This window comes from Acinetobacter sp. LipI_23 (assembly GCF_058243045.1).
Genome location: NZ_JBZAYJ010000001.1, coordinates 1781308 through 1800169 on the forward strand (window position 1 = coordinate 1781308; position 18862 = coordinate 1800169).

18 protein-coding genes and 1 pseudogene are annotated in these 18862 nt (G+C 40.5%); 7 read left to right on the forward strand and 12 right to left on the reverse strand.

From position 1 onward, the window contains the following. Positions 1–26: 26 nt before the first annotated feature. The gene (locus tag AC4CVD_RS08760; RefSeq protein ID WP_004696972.1) at positions 27–1745 is read right to left on the reverse strand and encodes a glutamine--tRNA ligase/YqeY domain fusion protein; all 1719 of its coding nucleotides are present in this window, start codon (positions 1743–1745) and stop codon (positions 27–29) included. 235 nt (positions 1746–1980) lie between these two features. On the opposite strand from AC4CVD_RS08760, the gene AC4CVD_RS08765 reads away from it, so the two are divergent. Both AC4CVD_RS08765 and AC4CVD_RS08770 read left to right on the forward strand, forming a co-directional pair. Beyond that, the gene (locus tag AC4CVD_RS08765; RefSeq protein WP_004696971.1) at positions 1981–2490 is read left to right on the forward strand and encodes a peptidylprolyl isomerase; all 510 of its coding nucleotides are present in this window, start codon (positions 1981–1983) and stop codon (positions 2488–2490) included. Between the two features lie 117 nt (positions 2491–2607). Continuing rightward, positions 2608–3327 (forward strand): UDP-2,3-diacylglucosamine diphosphatase, encoded by a 720-nt coding sequence (locus AC4CVD_RS08770; protein WP_490752891.1) that lies wholly within the window; start codon positions 2608–2610, stop codon positions 3325–3327. A gap of 61 nt (positions 3328–3388) precedes the next feature. Here AC4CVD_RS08770 and AC4CVD_RS08775 read toward each other — a convergent pair whose 3' ends face one another. Continuing rightward, the gene (locus tag AC4CVD_RS08775; RefSeq protein ID WP_004696967.1) at positions 3389–3616 is read right to left on the reverse strand and encodes a hypothetical protein; all 228 of its coding nucleotides are present in this window, start codon (positions 3614–3616) and stop codon (positions 3389–3391) included. Positions 3617–3868: 252 nt separating this feature from the next. Further along, positions 3869–4102 carry a hypothetical protein gene (locus AC4CVD_RS08780; RefSeq protein ID WP_004696964.1) on the reverse strand — a complete coding sequence of 78 codons (234 nt, stop codon included), beginning with the start codon at positions 4100–4102 and terminating at the stop codon, positions 3869–3871. A gap of 300 nt (positions 4103–4402) precedes the next feature. Here AC4CVD_RS08780 and nfsB point away from each other — a divergent pair, with 300 nt between their 5' ends. Continuing rightward, positions 4403–5056, forward strand: coding sequence for an oxygen-insensitive NAD(P)H nitroreductase (nfsB, locus tag AC4CVD_RS08785; RefSeq protein WP_004696962.1), 654 nt, complete (start codon positions 4403–4405; stop codon positions 5054–5056). Between the two features lie 294 nt (positions 5057–5350). On the opposite strand, the gene AC4CVD_RS08790 is transcribed toward nfsB, so the two are convergent. The 4 genes from AC4CVD_RS08790 to AC4CVD_RS08805 form a co-directional block, all read right to left on the reverse strand. Beyond that, on the reverse strand, positions 5351–6208 hold the full coding sequence (locus AC4CVD_RS08790) for a DMT family transporter (RefSeq protein ID WP_078388848.1): 858 nt from the start codon (positions 6206–6208) through the stop codon (positions 5351–5353). A 93-nt stretch (positions 6209–6301) separates the two neighbouring features. After that, a complete protein-coding gene (gene fba, locus AC4CVD_RS08795) occupies positions 6302–7339 on the reverse strand; it encodes a class II fructose-bisphosphate aldolase (RefSeq protein ID WP_078425059.1) in 1038 nt (345 codons plus the stop codon). A gap of 121 nt (positions 7340–7460) precedes the next feature. Beyond that, entirely contained in the window at positions 7461–7736 is a 276-nt protein-coding gene (locus tag AC4CVD_RS08800) for a hypothetical protein (RefSeq protein ID WP_004696954.1), read from the reverse strand. Between the two features lie 149 nt (positions 7737–7885). Beyond that, complete coding sequence (locus tag AC4CVD_RS08805) at positions 7886–9076, reverse strand: phosphoglycerate kinase (RefSeq protein WP_058869696.1); 1191 nt, start codon at positions 9074–9076, stop codon at positions 7886–7888. A gap of 139 nt (positions 9077–9215) precedes the next feature. Between AC4CVD_RS08805 and AC4CVD_RS08810 the strand changes: the two genes are divergently transcribed. Next, positions 9216–9602 (forward strand): DUF2237 family protein, encoded by a 387-nt coding sequence (locus AC4CVD_RS08810; RefSeq protein ID WP_004984725.1) that lies wholly within the window; start codon positions 9216–9218, stop codon positions 9600–9602. Continuing rightward, positions 9599–10192 (forward strand): Maf family protein, encoded by a 594-nt coding sequence (locus tag AC4CVD_RS08815; RefSeq protein ID WP_078388849.1) that lies wholly within the window; start codon positions 9599–9601, stop codon positions 10190–10192. Before AC4CVD_RS08810 ends, AC4CVD_RS08815 begins: the two co-directional genes overlap by 4 nt. Positions 10193–10452: 260 nt before the next feature. Here the strand turns inward: AC4CVD_RS08815 and AC4CVD_RS08820 are convergent, their stop codons facing one another. Continuing rightward, entirely contained in the window at positions 10453–10728 is a 276-nt protein-coding gene (locus AC4CVD_RS08820; protein WP_490752894.1) for a hypothetical protein, read from the reverse strand. Between the two features lie 193 nt (positions 10729–10921). Here AC4CVD_RS08820 and AC4CVD_RS08825 point away from each other — a divergent pair, with 193 nt between their 5' ends. Beyond that, complete coding sequence (locus AC4CVD_RS08825; protein WP_004696944.1) at positions 10922–12088, forward strand: ribosomal protein uL16 3-hydroxylase; 1167 nt, start codon at positions 10922–10924, stop codon at positions 12086–12088. A gap of 21 nt (positions 12089–12109) precedes the next feature. Here AC4CVD_RS08825 and AC4CVD_RS08830 read toward each other — a convergent pair. Both AC4CVD_RS08830 and AC4CVD_RS08835 read right to left on the reverse strand, forming a co-directional pair. Beyond that, positions 12110–14007 (reverse strand): annotated as a pseudogene (locus AC4CVD_RS08830) (sensor histidine kinase). Further along, entirely contained in the window at positions 14004–14690 is a 687-nt protein-coding gene (locus AC4CVD_RS08835; protein ID WP_004696942.1) for a LuxR C-terminal-related transcriptional regulator, read from the reverse strand. Before AC4CVD_RS08835 ends, AC4CVD_RS08830 begins: the two are co-directional and overlap by 4 nt. A gap of 298 nt (positions 14691–14988) precedes the next feature. Between AC4CVD_RS08835 and AC4CVD_RS08840 the strand changes: the two genes are divergently transcribed. Then, entirely contained in the window at positions 14989–16659 is a 1671-nt protein-coding gene (locus AC4CVD_RS08840) for an FMN-binding glutamate synthase family protein (protein WP_490752896.1), read from the forward strand. Between the two features lie 58 nt (positions 16660–16717). Here AC4CVD_RS08840 and AC4CVD_RS08845 read toward each other — a convergent pair whose 3' ends face one another. After that, on the reverse strand, positions 16718–17749 hold the full coding sequence (locus tag AC4CVD_RS08845) for an alpha/beta hydrolase (RefSeq protein WP_004696940.1): 1032 nt from the start codon (positions 17747–17749) through the stop codon (positions 16718–16720). Continuing rightward, a complete protein-coding gene (locus AC4CVD_RS08850) occupies positions 17749–18861 on the reverse strand; it encodes a YdcF family protein (protein WP_078388852.1) in 1113 nt (370 codons plus the stop codon). Before AC4CVD_RS08850 ends, AC4CVD_RS08845 begins: the two co-directional genes overlap by 1 nt. Position 18862: the final 1 nt, after the last annotated feature.

The window sequence follows — 18862 nt, forward strand, 5'->3', positions numbered from 1 at the left end:
ATCTATCCACATCAAGCAAACAGCGCTTATTTAGGCTTAAAGCTGTCTTTTAAGTCTAAAATACGGTTAAACACAGGTTTCTCTGCTGTATGGTCGTATTGATCTGCAACAAAATAACCTTCACGCTCAAATTGGAAACGGTCTTCAGGCTGTGCTTGCGCCAATGCAGGCTCAATCACCGCGTTTACAATTTTCAACGAATCAGGGTTCAAGTTCGCTAAGAAGTCATCACCCACTTCAGGGTCCGACTCTGTAAACAGGCGATCATAAATACGCACTTCAGCAGGAATGCCTTTAGTCGCAGATACCCAGTGAATCACCCCTTTAACTTTACGACCTTCTGGATTTTTGCCCAAAGTTTCAGGGTCGATTGAACATTTCAACTCAACCACTTTACCGTTTTCATCTTTAATCACTTCATCACACTTAATGACATAAGCATGACGTAGACGAACTTCACCACCCGGAATTAAACGCTTGAAGCCTTTTGGTGGTTCTTCTTCAAAGTCTTTACGGTCAATGTAAATTTCAGAGGTTAACGGAATTACACGCTCACCCATGTCTACATTTGGATGACGTGAATGAGTTAAATCTATATCGTTAGGCAAATTTGTGAGTGTGACTTTGAGTGGATTCAATACTGCCATACCACGAGCAGCTGTATTTTCCAAAGACTGACGGATGCAGTATTCAAGCATTGCAACATCAACAATACCATCTGACTTCGACACACCAACACGCTTACAGAAGTCACGTAGGCCTTCTGGGGTAAAACCACGACGACGCATACCTACAACGGTTGGCATACGTGGGTCATCCCATCCATTGACATAACCACCTTCAACCAATTTACGCAATTTACGCTTAGAGGTAATGGTGTAGTCGATATTTAAACGGCTAGATTCATACTGACGTGGTACTGCTTCCGAGTGAACTTTCTCAACCACCCAGTCATAAAACGGACGGTGGTCTTGGAATTCCAAAGTACACAGTGAGTGAGTAATGCCTTCGATTGCATCGGATAATGGATGCGCATAGTCGTACATTGGGTACATTTTCCATTTATCACCTGTTTGGTGATGCTCTGAATGGAGTACACGGTACAAAATAGGGTCACGCATATGCACATTTGGAGATGCCATATCAATCTTGGCACGCAGAACAGCTTCACCTTCCGCAAACTCGCCATTGTTCATTTTTTCAAAACGCGCAAGGTTTTCTTCAACTGAAGTATCGCGGTAAGGCGAGTTTTTACCCGGCTCAATAAAGTTACCGCGGTTCAAACGGATTTCTTCAGGGGACTGCAAATCAACATAAGCATCACCCTGTTTAATCAGTTGAATCGCCCATGCATGGAGTTGATCAAAATAGCTTGACGCATAGCGCGGTTCGCCATTCCACTCAAAACCTAACCATTTAACATCATTGGCGATCCCATCTACATATTCTTGTTCTTCTGCATCTGGGTTGGTGTCATCAAAACGTAGGTTACAAAAACCATCAAACTCGTTGGCAATACCAAAGTTTAAGCAAATTGCTTTCACGTGACCAATGTGTAAATAACCATTCGGCTCTGGCGGGAAACGCGTGACTACTTTTTGCGTACGACCTTCAGCCAAATCTTCGGTAATCACTTGGCGAACAAAATCTAAGCCTGGCTGTTGTTCTTGCTGCGCTGCGACAGAGGCGTTGTTACTTGGTGTCGGGTTATTTGGCAGTGTTGAAACAACATCATTCGGCTTCATAGTTTAAAAATCACTTTGATGAAAAAAATTAAGGAAAAATAGGGTCCTGCTATACGAGCATAATTCTAACTGATCTATCAGTCGATTTATGAATATTTTACAGCCCCTTAAACGATATTTGATCTATTTTACAAAGAAAATAACGTTTTTACTTGCCTTGTAGTTTACAGTTTGCTTATGCTTCTCACAACCAAAAAACCCATGGCTTTGATGTCCATGATTAGGAGATTACACAATGAGTTTTCCTCAAGTCGAATTAAACACCAATAAAGGTCGTATTGTTCTTGAACTTAACAACGAAAAAGCACCAATTACTGTTGCTAACTTCTTAGAATACGTACGTGACGGTTTCTATGACGGCGTAATTTTCCACCGCGTGATCGATGGTTTCATGATCCAAGGTGGTGGTATGGATGAAAACTTCAAAGAAAAAGCAACACGTGATGCAATTGAAAACGAAGCTGATAACGGCTTAACCAATGACCTTGGTACAATTGCAATGGCGCGTACACAAGCACCTCACTCTGCATCTGCTCAGTTCTTTATTAACGTGGGTAACAACTCTTTCCTTAACCACTCTGGCAAAAATGCACAAGGTTGGGGTTATGCAGTTTTCGGTAAAGTAACTGAAGGCCTAGACGTAGTAAACGAAATTAAAGGTGTTCGTACTGGTAACCGTGGCTACCACGCTGACGTTCCACTAGAAAACGTTGTGATTGAATCTGCTAAGATCATTTCTGAGTAATTTTTAAATCCTCCCCAGCCCTCCTTTGATAAAGGAGGGAGCTAGACTCTCATTCGAACATGAGATTATCCTCCCTTTTAAAGGGAGGTCGGGAGGGGTTTTTAAAAGGAAACTTCCGTGACCTATTTGTTTATCGCTGATTTACACTTGTCACCCGATCACCCTCGACTCGTTCGGGGGTTTTTAGATTTATTAGAGGCTTATAAGAACAAGAATACCCAACTGTATATTTTAGGCGACTGGTTCAATGCATGGATTGGCGACGACTACACAGCCCCTTGGCTAAATGAAATCATTCGCGCTTTAAAGCAATTTTCAAATACAGGCAATCACATCTATTTCTTAACAGGTAACCGTGATTTTGCCTTAGGACAGCAGTTCCTCGACCAATTTAATGGCCAACTGTTAGCTGAAGTTTGCACACTCAAACTTTCAGATCACACCATTCGTATTGAACATGGTGATTTGCTCTGCACGGATGACGTATCCTATCAGCGTTTTCGTAAAATTATCCGCAATCCACTTCTGCTGAAGTTTTTAAAAAGTACACCGCTTGGCTTTAGACAAAAACTGGCCAATGGGTTCCGTAAAAAAAGCCGTCAAGCACAACAGTTTAAAAGCTATGAAGTCATGGATGTGAATCAAGATGCTGTTCAAGCAGCATTAAGCAATGCGGATTTACTGATTCACGGACACACGCATCGTGCCAATATTCATGATATTGATGGGAAAAAGAGAATTGTACTCGGTGACTGGAAAGAAGATTCCGCTCAGATTTTAGAAATTAATGCGAATGATCATCTACAAAATTTGGCATTAAAAAAATGGCAGTATTAATGCCATTTTTTTACTATACCAATCAATATTATACATAATGCTAACTCAAGTACTTATCGTCTTAGTTCAACTCATTTAGACGATACAATTGATTAACACCGGTATAAAAACTCAAACCATCTAAGTTCATTGGAAGAGTTTCGCCAGATTCAAGTTGAATCATATGCCCCACTTCAACCCAGATTAAACCGTGATTTGTATTCTGTTGACGTTTAAGTGGCACCAATTTTACATTGATTTCACTACCATTTACGGCTGTAGCAACACGCCATGTATTTAAAGTTGTCAAAATTTTAACTCACTAAGTGAGCTTTTTGTGATGGAACAAAGAGATTAATAAAACGGGTTTTGAATAATAATTCTGTAGTTACAATGATGATATTCAAGTCAAATGCCTGAACTCAGATAGATCACAATCAGCTATATCATAGAAAAGTAGGAACAATACCTACTCGTAGTCTTCATTATACTAGGTTGTCAAGATTTAAGCAAAAGTAGCTCACTTTGGGTAAATACTAGCATAAACCAGAAAATGATTTGTTTAAGGCACATCGGTATTTTGATCTTTTAAATTTTTAATTTCACGAGCCAACTTATAATTCCAAACCATGACAGCCACAGCAATCACTAGAAACTTAAAATTCCATTCACTATATTTTTGATATTCCGACACAATAATTAAAATACTCAAACCAAAAATCAACACCGTAAAAACTTTCGTTAAAGACTGTTGTCGGATTTTAGCTTTGATATTTTTAGGTTCTAGATCAAACATTTATACAGTATGTTCATTATTTTAAATGAAGTAATTCAACCACTTTATAGATTTGATTGCAACGCAATTACTATCTCAATGTCACATAAAGACAAAACGAGTAACTTACACCCAGCTTTGATTACATACTAACTGCCTCCCCCGTAGAAATTGAGTAACACACTCGTTATTCAATAATGATAACGAACTAAGTCTGTATGCCTTTTTCAACTAAAATCTAAGTCTGTTCGAGTTGTAGCGTGATCACAAGTCTCCTTTCATCGGTTAGAATGAGACATCAACAATAAATCGAGCGTGATTATGGATCTTCTAAATATTTCAAAAAGTCGTTACACCACCAAAGCTTATGACCCAAATAGAAAGATCCCTCATGAACAGTTTACTCGATTATTAGAAATTCTCCGCTTAACGCCATCGTCTATCAACATCCAACCTTGGCATTTTTTCATTGCAGAAAACACAAACGCCAAAGAACGAATTGCAAAAGCACTGGTGGGTAAATACGCATACAATGCTCCCAAAGTACTAGATTCATCACATACAATTTTATTTTGTACCAAAGCCGATATTTCTGAGCAACATTTGGAAAATTTATTGCATCAAGATGACCTACATGGTCGTTTTAAAGATGATGCCGCTAAGCAAGGCCAAAAAGACAGTCGTTCAGGTTATGTCAACTATTACCGCAATGAAAAAGGTGATGTACAGCGTTGGGCTGAAAACCAAACCTTTATTGCTTTAGGTCAAATTCTATTGGCTGCAGGTATTGAAAAAATTGATGCTACACCGATTGGTGGTTTTGATGAATCCATTATTAGTGAAGAGCTAGGTTTAACCGAACAAGGTCTAGTCCCTTCTGTATTGCTCACACTAGGCTATCGGAGTGATGCCGACTTCAATGCAAAATTGCCAAAGTCTCGTTTAAGCAAAGAAGATATTTTCACACAGCTGTAATGCTATTTGTATATAAAAGGGACTTCAGTCCCTTTTATATTTTGGGCCTGAAAATTGCTTCATCATGTTCAATGTCAAAAACAAAAAAAGTGAGGTTGCTGATGTCTGTTAAGCCCAATATACCGATGAAATTTGAATGTGCACATTGCAATAAAATCTATTTAGGTCAGTATCAACATATCATGCGCCCTCACTATCCCGATTGCCCTAGATGTGAGCAACCAGGGCTGTTATTAGGGATTGCAGTAATTGAAGATCTGCTCAAACACCCTTTTTCCTTTGTGCAGAACTATTTTAAACAGACATTGCGTAAGCTAAACAAGCCACGCTTGTGATACCCAACACCAGTCCGATGGCTGTTGCGAGTTTGAGCTTTTCTTTAAAGAAAAGTAGTCCGCTGAATACGCCTAACAGCACCACCATAATATTCATGCCTGCAAAGACCACCGCTGGGCTGTCCTTGAGTAGCAGATGAGCTTTGACATAAAGTGCGATATTGGCAAAGTTCAACACGCCAAGCCATAGGCCTGCCACGACGTTCTTGGTTAAACCGATATTTTTCGTGGTCACAGCAACATAACCGACTGACAATAAAAACGCACAAATAAACATCAGGTTTAACGCAACGGAAAACTGTACACCCAGCCCTGTTGTATATTTGAGCAAGACATCAATCAGCGCATAACCAAACCAGACTAGTGTTAAATACCATACGGCCTGTTTTTGACCTTCTCCACCACCAGAGGTATTGGTAAATAAAATGCACATCACGGCGGAAAGCCCCAAGACCACCCCAACAATTTTGAGCTGATTAAACTGTTCTTGAAAAATAAAATAAGCCGCGAATAAAGACAAAATCACCGACAAACGCTGTGCGATTTCTGTTTTGACAATGCCTGCATATTGTAAAGATTTAGCTAAAAATAAAAATACACTCGGCAACAAGACACCAAGCGCGACAATCAGCCACCACGGAGTATTTGAAATAGAAACGTGGCTTAGATCAGGTTTAAACCAGAAGTAACACAGTAAACTGGCTGAAGCATAGTTCCAGCTAATCATCTGGATCGGATCAAATCCTTTGTTTTTACCCCATTTTAAAAGAATGGAGACCACCACACTACAACAGGCCGCAGCAAATATCAGTTCCATAGCACACTCTTATTATTGTCGCCTCGAATATAAACACACATAGAAAAGCCCACATCAGGGTGGGCTTTTCCAATATAAATGATTCAAAAAGAATTATTTATAACGATCAACCATTTTCTCTAAAGAAATTGGACGAATCTTATCGGCATTACCCGCAGTACCAAATGCTTCATAACGGTCAACACAAATTTGTTTCATTGCGTCTACAGTTTTCGCGAAGAATTTACGAGGGTCAAATTCACTTGGTTGTTCAGCCATCATACGACGCATTGCACCAGTCGATGCTAAACGCAAGTCTGTATCGATGTTGATTTTACGAACACCGTGCTTGATTGCTTCAACCAATTGCTCAACAGGAACACCATAAGTTTCTTTGATGTCGCCGCCGTACTGGTTAATGATCGCTAACCATTCTTGTGGTACAGAGCTTGAACCGTGCATCACAAGGTGGGTATTTGGCAGCGCCGCATGAATTTCTTTAATACGATCAATCGCCAAAATATCGCCTGTAGGTGGACGAGAGAACTTATATGCACCGTGTGAAGTACCTACTGCAATTGCAAGTGCATCGACATTGGTATCTGCAACGAACTGACGTGCTTCTTCAACTGAAGTGAGAAGTTGAGAATGATCGAGAACACCTTCAGCGCCTACACCATCTTCTTCACCTGCCAAACCAGTCTCAAGGCTACCTAAACAACCGATTTCACCTTCAACTGAAACACCGCATGCATGCGCCATTTGTACTGTACGACGAGTTACATCAACGTTGTATTCATACGTTGTTGGTGTTTTACCGTCTGCACCCAATGAACCATCCATCATCACAGATGAGAAGCCCAATTGAATTGAACGTTGGCAAACGTCTGGATCTGTACCATGGTCTTGATGCATTACCACTGGAATGTGTGGCCATTCTTCAATTGCAGCCAAAATAAGATGACGTAAGAATGGAGCACCTGCATATTTACGCGCACCCGCTGATGCTTGTACGATAACAGGTGAATTTGTCGCATCTGCTGCAAGCATGATTGCGCGCATTTGTTCTAAGTTGTTTACGTTGAATGCTGGTACGCCGTAAGCATGTTCGCCGGCGTGATCCAAGAGCTGGCGCAATGAAATAAGAGCCATAATGTCCTCCCAGTTGATGCGACATATTCTACATGCTCAAAGGTTTCAATTCAGCAACAAATAACACTATTTAAAAAAAATCCCCGCAATTGCAGGGACTTTTTACAAAATTCGCGTGTATTTAGTGTGCTGTAGCCGCCGAAGCCTCTACCGCAGGATCCGCTGTTGCAGCATCTGCTGGTGCATTTGCAACTTCAGCTGGAATGTCTTTGTTCTTTTCATCCAACTCTGGCTGATCAATCGCATCAATTGCCGCTTGTTGTTCAGCCGTTACAGCTTCTTCAACTGCTGCTGTTTCAGATGCCGCAGCGGTTTGCTCTGGTGCTTCATTTTTCTTACAAGCAGTCAGTGCCAATGGTGCTAACAAAAGTGCAGCAAGGGTCATTTTTAAATTCATAATGTTTTCCTAGAACAGATGATTTAATGCCCTATAGTTTATTTCAGCATTATTTCATTTTCATGACTGAATGATGAATAGATTTGTTAAGCCCATAAAAAAAGGTTGACCGAAGTCAACCTTTTTACAACAGCATGAGCACACAATAATTATTGTGCACGCTCTATGAGCGCTGCAACTGCTGGAAGTGTTTTACCTTCGACAAACTCAAGGAAAGCACCACCACCAGTTGAGATATAACCGATTTTGTCAGCAACTTCGTATTTATCTATAGCAGCTAAAGTGTCACCACCACCTGCAATAGAGAAGCCAGCAGATTCAGCAATTGCTAAAGATAATGTTTTAGTGCCTTCGCCAAATTGATCAACCTCAAATACGCCCACTGGGCCATTCCAAAGAATCGTTTTTGACGTTTTTAAAATGTCTGCAAATGCTTTTGCTGTTTCTGGACCTACATCCAAAATCATGTCATTGTCAGTCACATCTTCAACTTTTTTCACGACTGCTTTAGCAGCAGCCAATGAACCCAAGAAATCTGCAAAATCGATTTCAGAAGCATCAGCTACTACAACATCCGTTGGAAGCGGTACAGAAACTTTTGCCGCAATTGCTTTTGCTGTATCAATCAAATCATTTTCACACAATGATTTACCAACATTGAAGCCTGCTGCTGCCAAGAACGTATTGGCAATACCTCCACCCACGATCAATTGATCACAAATATCAGAAAGTGATGTCAACACATCTAACTTAGTCGATACTTTAGAGCCTGCAACAATCGCAACCATTGGTTTTTCAGGTGTTTGTAATGCACGACCAAGTGCATCTAACTCAGCCGCCAATAAAGGACCAGCAGCTGCAACTTTCGCTAAACGTGCCACGCCTTCAGTTGATGCTTCTGCACGGTGTGCTGTGCCGAATGCATCCATCACAAATACATCACAAAGTGCTGCGTATTTTGCAGCAAGTTCTGGGTTATTTTTCTTTTCACCTGCGTTAAAACGACAGTTTTCAAGGAGTACCACTTGACCTGCTGCAACTTCAACACCGTCAAGGTAGTCCGTCACTAATTGAACGTCTTGACCCAATGCTTCAGTCAAATACGCAGCAACAGGTGCTAATGATTGTTCTGGTTTTGGCTCACCTTCAACTGGACGACCAAGGTGAGAATAAACCATTAGGGCTGCGCCTTGTGCTAACGCTGCTTTAATTGTTGGTAAAGCGGCACGTAAACGTGCATCGCTTGTAATCACACCATTTTTAACAGGAACGTTTAAATCTTCGCGAATAAGAACACGTTTACCCGTTAAATCGAGGTCAGTCATACGCTGAAAATTCATGTAGAGCTCTCTTTCTATATATAAAAATCGCGTCGATTTTAAATGATTATGCAGAAAAAGGTTAGCTTCTTTTGCAGAAAAGCAAACGAAAGGCAAAGTTTTGCTATCATAGTGAAAAGTCTCACTAGATTTAGCATTTATGTCTATTCATCCTGATCCAAATCTAAACCGTTTAAACGTTTTGGGTGAACCTTTAGCCAGCTGTTGTTATTCCCCGATCACGGGATATTTCCGTAATGGCTTTTGTCATACAGCACCTTCCGATTTGGGACAACACACGATCTGTGTCGAAATGACCTCTGAGTTTTTAAATTTTTCTCAGCGAGTGGGTAATGATCTTATTACCCCTGTGCCTGAAGTTGACTTTCCAGGTCTACAACCTGGTGATTTTTGGTGTATCTGTGTGACCCGTTGGGTAGAAGCTTATCAGGCCGGTTTTGCGCCTCCTGTTAAAGTTCAAGCTTGCCATCAAGCTGTACTGTCTTACGTACCCCTAAATGTGCTTATGGAATATGCTGTCGAATGAATACTTCAGAAATTATCTTGGCATCAAGCAGTCAAACTCGTAAAGACCTCATGAATCGTTTACGTCTAGACTACCGCTGCGTTGTCCCTGATATAGACGAATCGCCTCGTGGTGAAATCCATGCCGATGATTTAGCCAAACGATTGGCTTATGAAAAAGCGCACGTCATTGCGTCACAGAACCCTGAAGCAATCGTGATTGGCTCAGATCAAGTAGCATGGCGTGAAGGTGCACCCGATATTTTTATTGGTAAGCCATTGAGTACTGAAAAAGCCATTAAACAACTACAAGCCAATTCGGATAAAATTGTGTACTTTAGTACCGCACTCAGCGTGCAGCAACACTCAACTGGCTTTGAACGTAGTCTAGTTGAACACTATAAAGTCAAATTCCGTAAACTGGGCCTACATGAAATCCAGCGTTATGTTGAAGTTGAACAGCCACTGATGTGTGCTGGAAGCTTCAAGTGTGAAAGTCTTGGTATCAGCTTATTTGAACAAATGATAGGACAAGATCAAACCACGTTGATGGGTATGCCTATGATTCAGTTGTGTCATATTCTGCGTGAATTAAAAGTGCTTGTGCCATAATTATTAGAAGTATTTTTAGTTGGTTCCTCAATAAATTGAACAGCAGCAGATGTTGCTGTTCAATTTTGAGCATTAAATGTAACAACAGCATTAATATAATATATGACCAATCGCTCAAAGCTTTTTAAACGAATTTGCTGAGAGATAAGCTTGAATGAGTCGTTTAAAGTACATTCGAATTAATAAACTACGGTATAGCGTAATGACCATAAAAAGAATAAGAAATGAAAATAGACCAATATTATTAGGGTCAAAGCTACTCACACTTTCCCTCTGTCTAAAGAGATATTTGACAAATAACAATGCCAATACCAAATAGCCATACCACATTTTATTATATAGCGGATGATCTTCAGCGAGACTTTTGGCTTGTCTAAAAAGTAAGATATGCTGATATTGCGGCACCTTAGCCAAATCTTTTGTTTTGTATATCCTATCGATTGAGGATGATTTTTCGCTAATTTGGACTGACTTTTCTCTCTTTCTTTTTGCAATATCTCATTCGCCATTTTCTCGGCGTCTTCTTTACTTAACATTATTTTTCTTCACTATATTTTAGACCTATTATGCTGTAAAAATTTTGATGCCTGCAATCATAACGACTCAGACAAACTTAATTTATTTAAATCAACCAAGCGCATTTAAATAAATCTAACGATACTTGCACATAGGCCTTCGATCATAAGACAATAGTCACAATATTGTTTTAAATTTGCTTAGGCTATTTTCATGTCCCAATCTCTTGATGTTCTTGGCGGTATTACAGCTGAACAATTCCTTGCCGAATATTGGCAAAAAAAACCATTATTGGTCCGCAACGCGCTGCCTGAAATTATCAATATTTTAGAACCTAGCGATATTATGGAACTGGCTTTAGATGAAAATGTCACAGCTCGTCTCATCAAACAAAAAGACCGTGACCCAAATCAGTGGTCGGTAAAGTCTTCACCGCTGTTAAAAGCTGATTTCCAAAAGATGCCAAAACTCTGGACTTTATTGGTTCAAGCCGTAGATCACTACTCTTTTGACTTAGCTGCACTGTGGAAAAAATTTCCTTTTATTCCGCAGTGGCGCCGTGATGACATCATGGTGTCTTATGCGCCTAAGGGTGGCTCTGTCGGAAAGCATTTTGACTTTTACGATGTCTTTTTAGTTCAAGGTTATGGACACCGTCGTTGGCAATTGGGTCAAATGTGCGATGCTGAATCTGAGATTGTTGCAGGCCAACCTTTAAAATTACTGCCTGAAATTGACGTACATTTTGACGAAGTATTAGCGCCAGGTGATCTACTTTATGTACCACCAGGTTTATCACATTTTGGTGTAGCCGAAGATGACTGCCTGACTTTCTCTTTTGGCTTCCGTATGCCAAACGTCACCGACATGGTAGACCGTGTAGGCGATAAACTGTCTGATAACGCGCTATTGCGTAATCCTTTGCTCGATATTGTTCGTGACCAACAAAGCCCGATCGGCCAATTAACACAAAACGAATTGGATTATTTAAAAGCAGAAATTTTGGCGCAGCTACAAAATTCAACTTTGCTTGAAGATGCTATTATGACCTTGATGTCAGAGCCGAAATACCCTGAAAATATTCCTGAAGCTGAAGAAATTGGCACAGGAGATTTAGAAGGTATTTTAGACCAAGGCTATCAGCTGATCTTAGAACCCGCTTCTCGCCTACTTTATACTCACGATGAAGTTGAATTCTTATTTTGGGCCAACGGTGAAGGGCTATGCATTTCGGAGCAATTTGCACCATTACTCAAGAATTTAGCAGATGGTGAAGCACTCTTACTTGATGAAAGCTTATATGATGCCGATATTCTAGAAGACATTGCAATGCTGATGAACGAATCCGTCTTAATGCTACTCCCACCTGACGAAGCTTAAGCAAACCAAGTGCTGAGGAATCTACTCAGCACTTTCTCCCTCACCAAACCTTAAACTGGCAATAATTTTGGTACAGCCTTTTTCAGATTCGATATTGAGCTCAGCACCAATTTTTTCTAAACGCATTTTCATACTGCGCATACCAATGCCCATCCCGTGGTTAAGCACACACTCCACATTAAAACCTACGCCATCATCCTGAATAATCATGACCAAGTGAGTTGTACTTGGATAATACATTTTTACATCAATATGCCGTGCTTGGCTGTGCTTCATAATATTGGTCAAACTTTCTTCAAGCACACGAATTAAAGTCAAACATTGTAGTGCTGTCGGTTGTATTTCCCATGCTTCAGGAATGCTCCAAGTCGCCTCAATGTCCAACTCATCCATGATCTGACTAAACCGATGCCGAACAGGAGCAATCCATAACACAGGATTATCTGGCGTTTTGTTATTGGTTAAAGAACCGCTGTCAATAATTTGTCTTAAATCATCTCGAAGCAATTTGAGGATGGATAAAAATTGTTGATTCGACATGGTGCTGGAGCTCTGATCCACTAAAATCATGGAACGAACCAAAGATGCACCCAAACCATCGTGCAAATCATGCGCTAAATGAATACGCTCTTGTAGACGGACATTTTCAAGCTCTAATTGATGTCGAGCATATAAACTAGAGGACAGATTACTGGTCACAAAGCTCACTCGTTGCTCAAGCTCACTATTAAATCTTTGTATTTTTTTAATATTTTTATCTAAACGTGTTGCGAGAATAATCACAATAAAAAAAGTGATCACCGGTGAGGTATACGGCGACAAAGGCTGATGGTCATTAATATGCCCATCAAAAAGTAGTGAAATATCGTAAAGCATGACGATAAGAATCACACTTAAACAAACCACCAACAAGATATAATCACGGCGCTTGGTCTTATAAGCACGATAAATCACAAAGCAGAATGATGCGATAAATAATGCAATACATAACAGGAAAATCACAGCAAATACGATATTGACCATCAAGCTCGGGATAAACAAGATGGTGACAATACACACTGCAGCAACTAAAAATAAGGTTTTCTCTAACTCAGCAAACTTTGTCTTCACAAAACGCAGTAAGTAAATGCAAAAGCAAACATTGTATAAAACAAAAAAAGTCAGGTTAGTTTTCATGACCCACAAGGAGTTTGGATATGGAAACACTTCTCGGTTGATGACATTCCAAATAAACAAGACCCAAAACAAACAGCTAACAGAAAACCACAGAAATGTCGTTTCATTGCGTCTAAAAAACCAAATGACAAAGCACACCAAACCTAAGGTGGTGGAAATGACTAAATTGACTTGAAACAGTGCTCTCTTGTTCCAAATTCTTTTTTGTTGTTTATCATATGCTGTTGTGATATCAGAAAATTCTAGTTTGCCTAAACCCGGACTTTCATAACTATTACCAACCACATAGACCCAAATGTCATTGTTTTTTTGTTTTAAGCTTTCGACAGGAAGGATCCAAAAACGCGGAGTATTCCAACTTTTTGATAGGGGTTCAACTAAATGCTTATCTTTCCAAAGCAGGTTTCGATTAAAAAAACAGCGCCTGCGCTACTCATGCCTTCCACAGAAAATGCTAAAGGCTGCTTCAGTTCATTACTGTCGTTACAACTCCAATGCCAATTAAAATGGTACCAAACGCCGCCATCGTAATGTGGCCAGCGTTCTGTCCACACGTCAGGGTTTTTAACCTCTACCCATCCCGTCTTCGGAACAACATCGATAGAACTTGTTTTCACCGCAGAAATTTTATCGACATTCACTTTACAGGTTGGACTAACAGCAAAGTTCGTTTGTGCGGAACTGGCAAAACTAAGCGCACACAAACACAGTGTGACAAAAATGCTCAGCCAGCCATTTCTCATAAAATACCTAAAGAACGCGCAGTACTGACTGCTTTGGTTCTTTTTGAAACAGAAAGCTTGCGGTAAATATGCTTAATATGGCTTTCAACGGTATAGCGCGAAACAAATAATTGCTCAGCAATTTCGCGGTTACTCAGGCCTTGTGCCACCAAGTTTAGAATTTCAGTTTCTCGATTGGTCAGTTGATCATAGTCCTGACCATCCAACTGCTCTACACGCTCAGTTTGGGGGGTATTTGAGGTTGAGATTTGATTTAAAATTTCGCGAGCAATAAAGGGATCAATCGGCGCTCCGCCGCGCAAAATACTCCGTATCGACATTAGCACTTCAGCATCATCACGTTCTTTCAGTACATAGCCATTCGCTCCTGCCTTAATCGAGGCAAATAAACTTTGCTGTGTACTCCATGCCGAAATCACCAGAATTAAGGCGCTTTCGTCTATCTCTCTAAGTTTTTCAATTAAGGTAATACCATTCCCATCGGGCAACCCTAAATCAACTAAGGCTAAAGAAATCGGTTGTGATGCAATGATTTGCATGGCTTCAGCTAAATTTTTAGCAAAAATCAGCATATCTTGACTATAGCCCAGCTCCGACAGGATCAGATCTAGGCGCGAGCGAATCATGGCTTCATCTTCCACGATTAAAACAGGTGCAGGCAAAACAGTTTCCTTATTTTTCACTGAAGCTTCCCCTTTTTCTTATCATTCTTCAACCACACTATACCGATGCAAGCTTGGCCTAACCTATCCCTAGAAGTAAGTAATTTATAATTTTTTCTTTTGAACAATAAGCGCTTGTTCATATTCATTTTATATACTTTAAATTCTGAAAGATATCAATCTGTATAAAATTTATCCGTAATTTTAATATTGGATTGCCCCTGCGAATAATAACGGACTTAACAACAATTTATTACTTGTAGATGAAATAGAGACTTGGCACATTAGGTCTAAACAACCAGGAAGGATGCCCAGCCATATGTCTAGCCCTGCTCAATCCATACGGCATAAATTACTCAATACTTTTTTTTCACGGCACTCCATTTGGCTACTGTGTATTTTTATTTTCTTGAGCATTTCTTTTTTTCATTATAGCCATACGCCCATCTATATTAATTATTTTATTTCGGACACTTTACTGAACAGTATTTGGCTGATCACAGGTTTACTAAGTCTTGTTGGCTTGCATGATGTTTTACAAAATAAACATTCGATCTTAAAGAACTATCCGATTATGGGACATTTTCGTTTTATTTTTGAAGATTTCCGCCCTGAAATTCGCCAGTATTTTATTGAGGCAGATCAAGACGCACTGCCTTTTTCACGGATGCAACGCAGTTTGGTCTATCAACGTGCAAAAAACCAAAATGCAGATAAACCATTCGGCTCCATTATCGATGTCTATGCAGACAATTACCGCTTCATGACTCATTCACTGAGCCCATGTACACCTGCTGACCCTAAAACCTTCCGTATTTTGGTGGGCAATTCGCAATGCTCACAACCTTATAGTGCTTCTATTTTCAATATTTCAGCCATGAGTTTTGGCAGCTTGAGTGCCAATGCTATTCGCGCTTTAAATAAAGGAGCACAAATGGGTAGTTTTTACCATGATACTGGCGAAGGCAGTTTAAGTCCGTACCATCTTGAGTATGGAGGCGATATTGTTTGGGAGTTAGGCAGTGGGTATTTCGGTTGCCGTACTCTAGATGGTCAATTTGACCCTGAGAAATTTGCTGTGCAAGCCAAACGACCTCAAGTCAAAATGATCGAAATCAAGCTATCTCAAGGAGCAAAACCCGGTCATGGAGGGATTCTACCAAAAGATAAAATTTCTGAAGAGATTGCCGAAATACGGGGCGTCAGTCGAGATCATGACTGTGTTTCCCCCTCAAGTCACTCTGCCTTCAAAACGCCAATTCAGATGATGCATTTTATTCAAAAACTGCGTGAATTATCTGAAGGCAAACCAGTCGGATTTAAGCTGTGTATTGGTCAACCTTGGCAGTTTATGAGTATTGTCAAAGCCATGCTACATACTCAAATTATTCCCGATTTTATTGTGGTAGATGGTTCAGAAGGCGGTACAGGTGCAGCGCCTATCGAGCTGATAGACAATATGGGCGTACCACTACGTGAAGGCTTACTTTTTGTACACAATACACTGGTCGGTGCGGGTTTACGTGCCCAGATCAAAATTGGTGCCAGTGGCAAATTGGTTAGTGCCTTTGATATTGCCAGTACCATGGCAATTGGTGCAGATTGGGTCAATTCTGCACGAGGATTTATGTTCGCGGTGGGCTGCATTCAAGCGCAAAGTTGTCATACCAACCAATGCCCTGTCGGTGTTGCGACACAAGACAAAGAGCGTCAAAAAGCAATACATGTGCCCACAAAAGCCGAACGCGTTTTGCATTTTCATGACAACACATTAAAGGCACTTTCAGAAATGATTGCTTCAGCGGGCTTAAAACATCCAGCAGAAATTAAAGCACGCCATTTAGCACAGCGCATTAATGACCGAGAAATTCGAAACTATGCGCAGCTGCATTTTTGGTTAAAAGATGGTGAACTGCTATCTTGTGAAAATAAAGATGAAGAGAACTTCTATTTCCGTATGTGGAATATGTCCAAATTAGAACATTTCTAAATAAAAAGGAGGCTCTATCAGCCTCCTTTTTATTTTCGATAAGAGAAATCACAGAATGTTAGTAATATCCACTCGATGAACCCTGCGCATGTAAAAAGGCAGGAATTAAACCTGTTAAGGCCGCGCGAATATCCGAACGTTCATTAATCAATTGATGCGAACCTTCCTCCAACATCAATAAAGTTTGTAAGCGGAACTTCTCACGAATAAACTCAATGTTATAACGCCAGTCTACCGTCTGATCCAGCGCACCTTGGGCTAACCAGACAGGAATGCGGCAGGCTGGGCGCTGCTCCATTTCCAACATCCATTTGGACATAGCCAAAATCCAATCCATACCCATCATACGAGGTTGTAGTGGATCTTTTAAACGGACAAAACGTAAGAACTCAGGGTTATGGTTATTCCGCCTAAAATGACGCGGCACTTGACGTTTAATTCGACGAATAATGCCTAATCCAACCGAGTTATGCCACCAAGCGGATTTTGCAGGTCGAATGAGTGGTGACAACAACAAAACACGTTGCACATAAGGATTTTCACGGCGCTCAGCAAATTCAAGCAAATGATGCATCAAAATTGCACCACCCGTGCTCTGCCCTATGCCTAGCCATGGTTGTGGCAACTGCTCGGCATGTTTAACATAACGTACCACAGCATGTAACACATCTTGATAATGATCAAAATTTTGGATATTCGCAGGTGATCCATCACTGAGTCCATGCCCCGGAAGATCATAGGTCAGTACACTAAAGCCTTGTTCAAGCAACTCTTTAATAATGGGTTGATAAATTCCGCTATGCTCTAAATAACCATGCAACAGACAGACTGAACCTTTGATTTTTTCAATTTTTGGTGCAAAAACTTGGACATGCAGCTTAAACAAAGGCATTTGAACATAACCTTGCCAGTGATCACAGTCCAACGCATCTAAACCATATAAACGACGATAAGACACCATCTCCACCGATGCTTCATACGGCTGGTTTAGATTCAAAGGCATTAAAAGCTGTGGTGTCGTCTCACGGCTCGGCACAGGAAGTTCAAGTTGTTTGAGTACGGAAGGATTTAAAAAAGGAAGTTCAGGCATTATGGAATCTCCCTACAGTCACTCGAACCCAACAGTACATCGCGTATCGTTGCGAGCATTTCATAATTGGCACGGCGACTATGATCATAATTTTGTTCACTTGGACGCCATTGGGTTAATTGGGTCGGCATAGGTGCCTCAATCGGCTGTGTTTCGATACCATTTAAAGCAAATAAACGGCGTGTACGTGGCATGTGATATTGATCTGTAATTAAAATCACTCTAGGCGCACCACCTTTTTTCTGCAACAGCAAAGAGCTAAAGCGCGAGTTTTCGCAGGTATTCATACTACGATCCTCCAATAGTTTCGCATCGACTCCACGCGCCTTTAACCATTTTTGCATATACGGGGCTTCGACACCGCTAAGCACAATGGGCAACTTGAACTGTTGTTCTACTTGTAATGTGGTTTCAAGACGTAATCGTGTATATTCATTCACCACAATATCTTTACGATTTTTGTCTAAAGTTAATCCACCACCCAAAACAACTATGGCATTCGGCATGTTTAATGCCGCTTTTCTTTCTTCATTTTGTGCATGTATTTGTGCAATGTCCTGATAGATTTGTTCATCTATCGGCTCTTCCTCTACAGTCTCTACTTTATGCGTTTTTAAAAAGTCGAGATAATGTTCCATCAGGGCTTTATTTTCTTTGCTATTCAGCTCTAGCAGTTCTTTGACATTTTCAGTCGGGTCAACCTCAGAACTTGCCGTCTCAACCACCAAAGGAATTTGAGGCTTTTGCTCTTTTTCTTGCTCTTCACGCTGTTCAGAAATAATTAACTGTTGCAGTGCTTTATAACGTGCCTGAATCGTGGTTAGGTTTTGCGAATTATGTTCTTTAATTTGTTCTTCCATCAACTGTAAATACGCTTGACGGGCAATCCACAAATCAGAACCTGGTTCTAAGCTCTCTTGCTCACTGAGTGCCGCCATTTTTTGACTTTGTGCTGCAACTTCATTGACATCTACAGGGACAAAGGCATTCAATGTCGCCACAATCAGCTTAGAATAAAAAGGTGTATAAATAAAAATCATTAAACAGCCGAAAAATGCAAACAGCACCGAAGTGATTTGCATTAAACGCACCATTTTATGGGTTTTACTCATA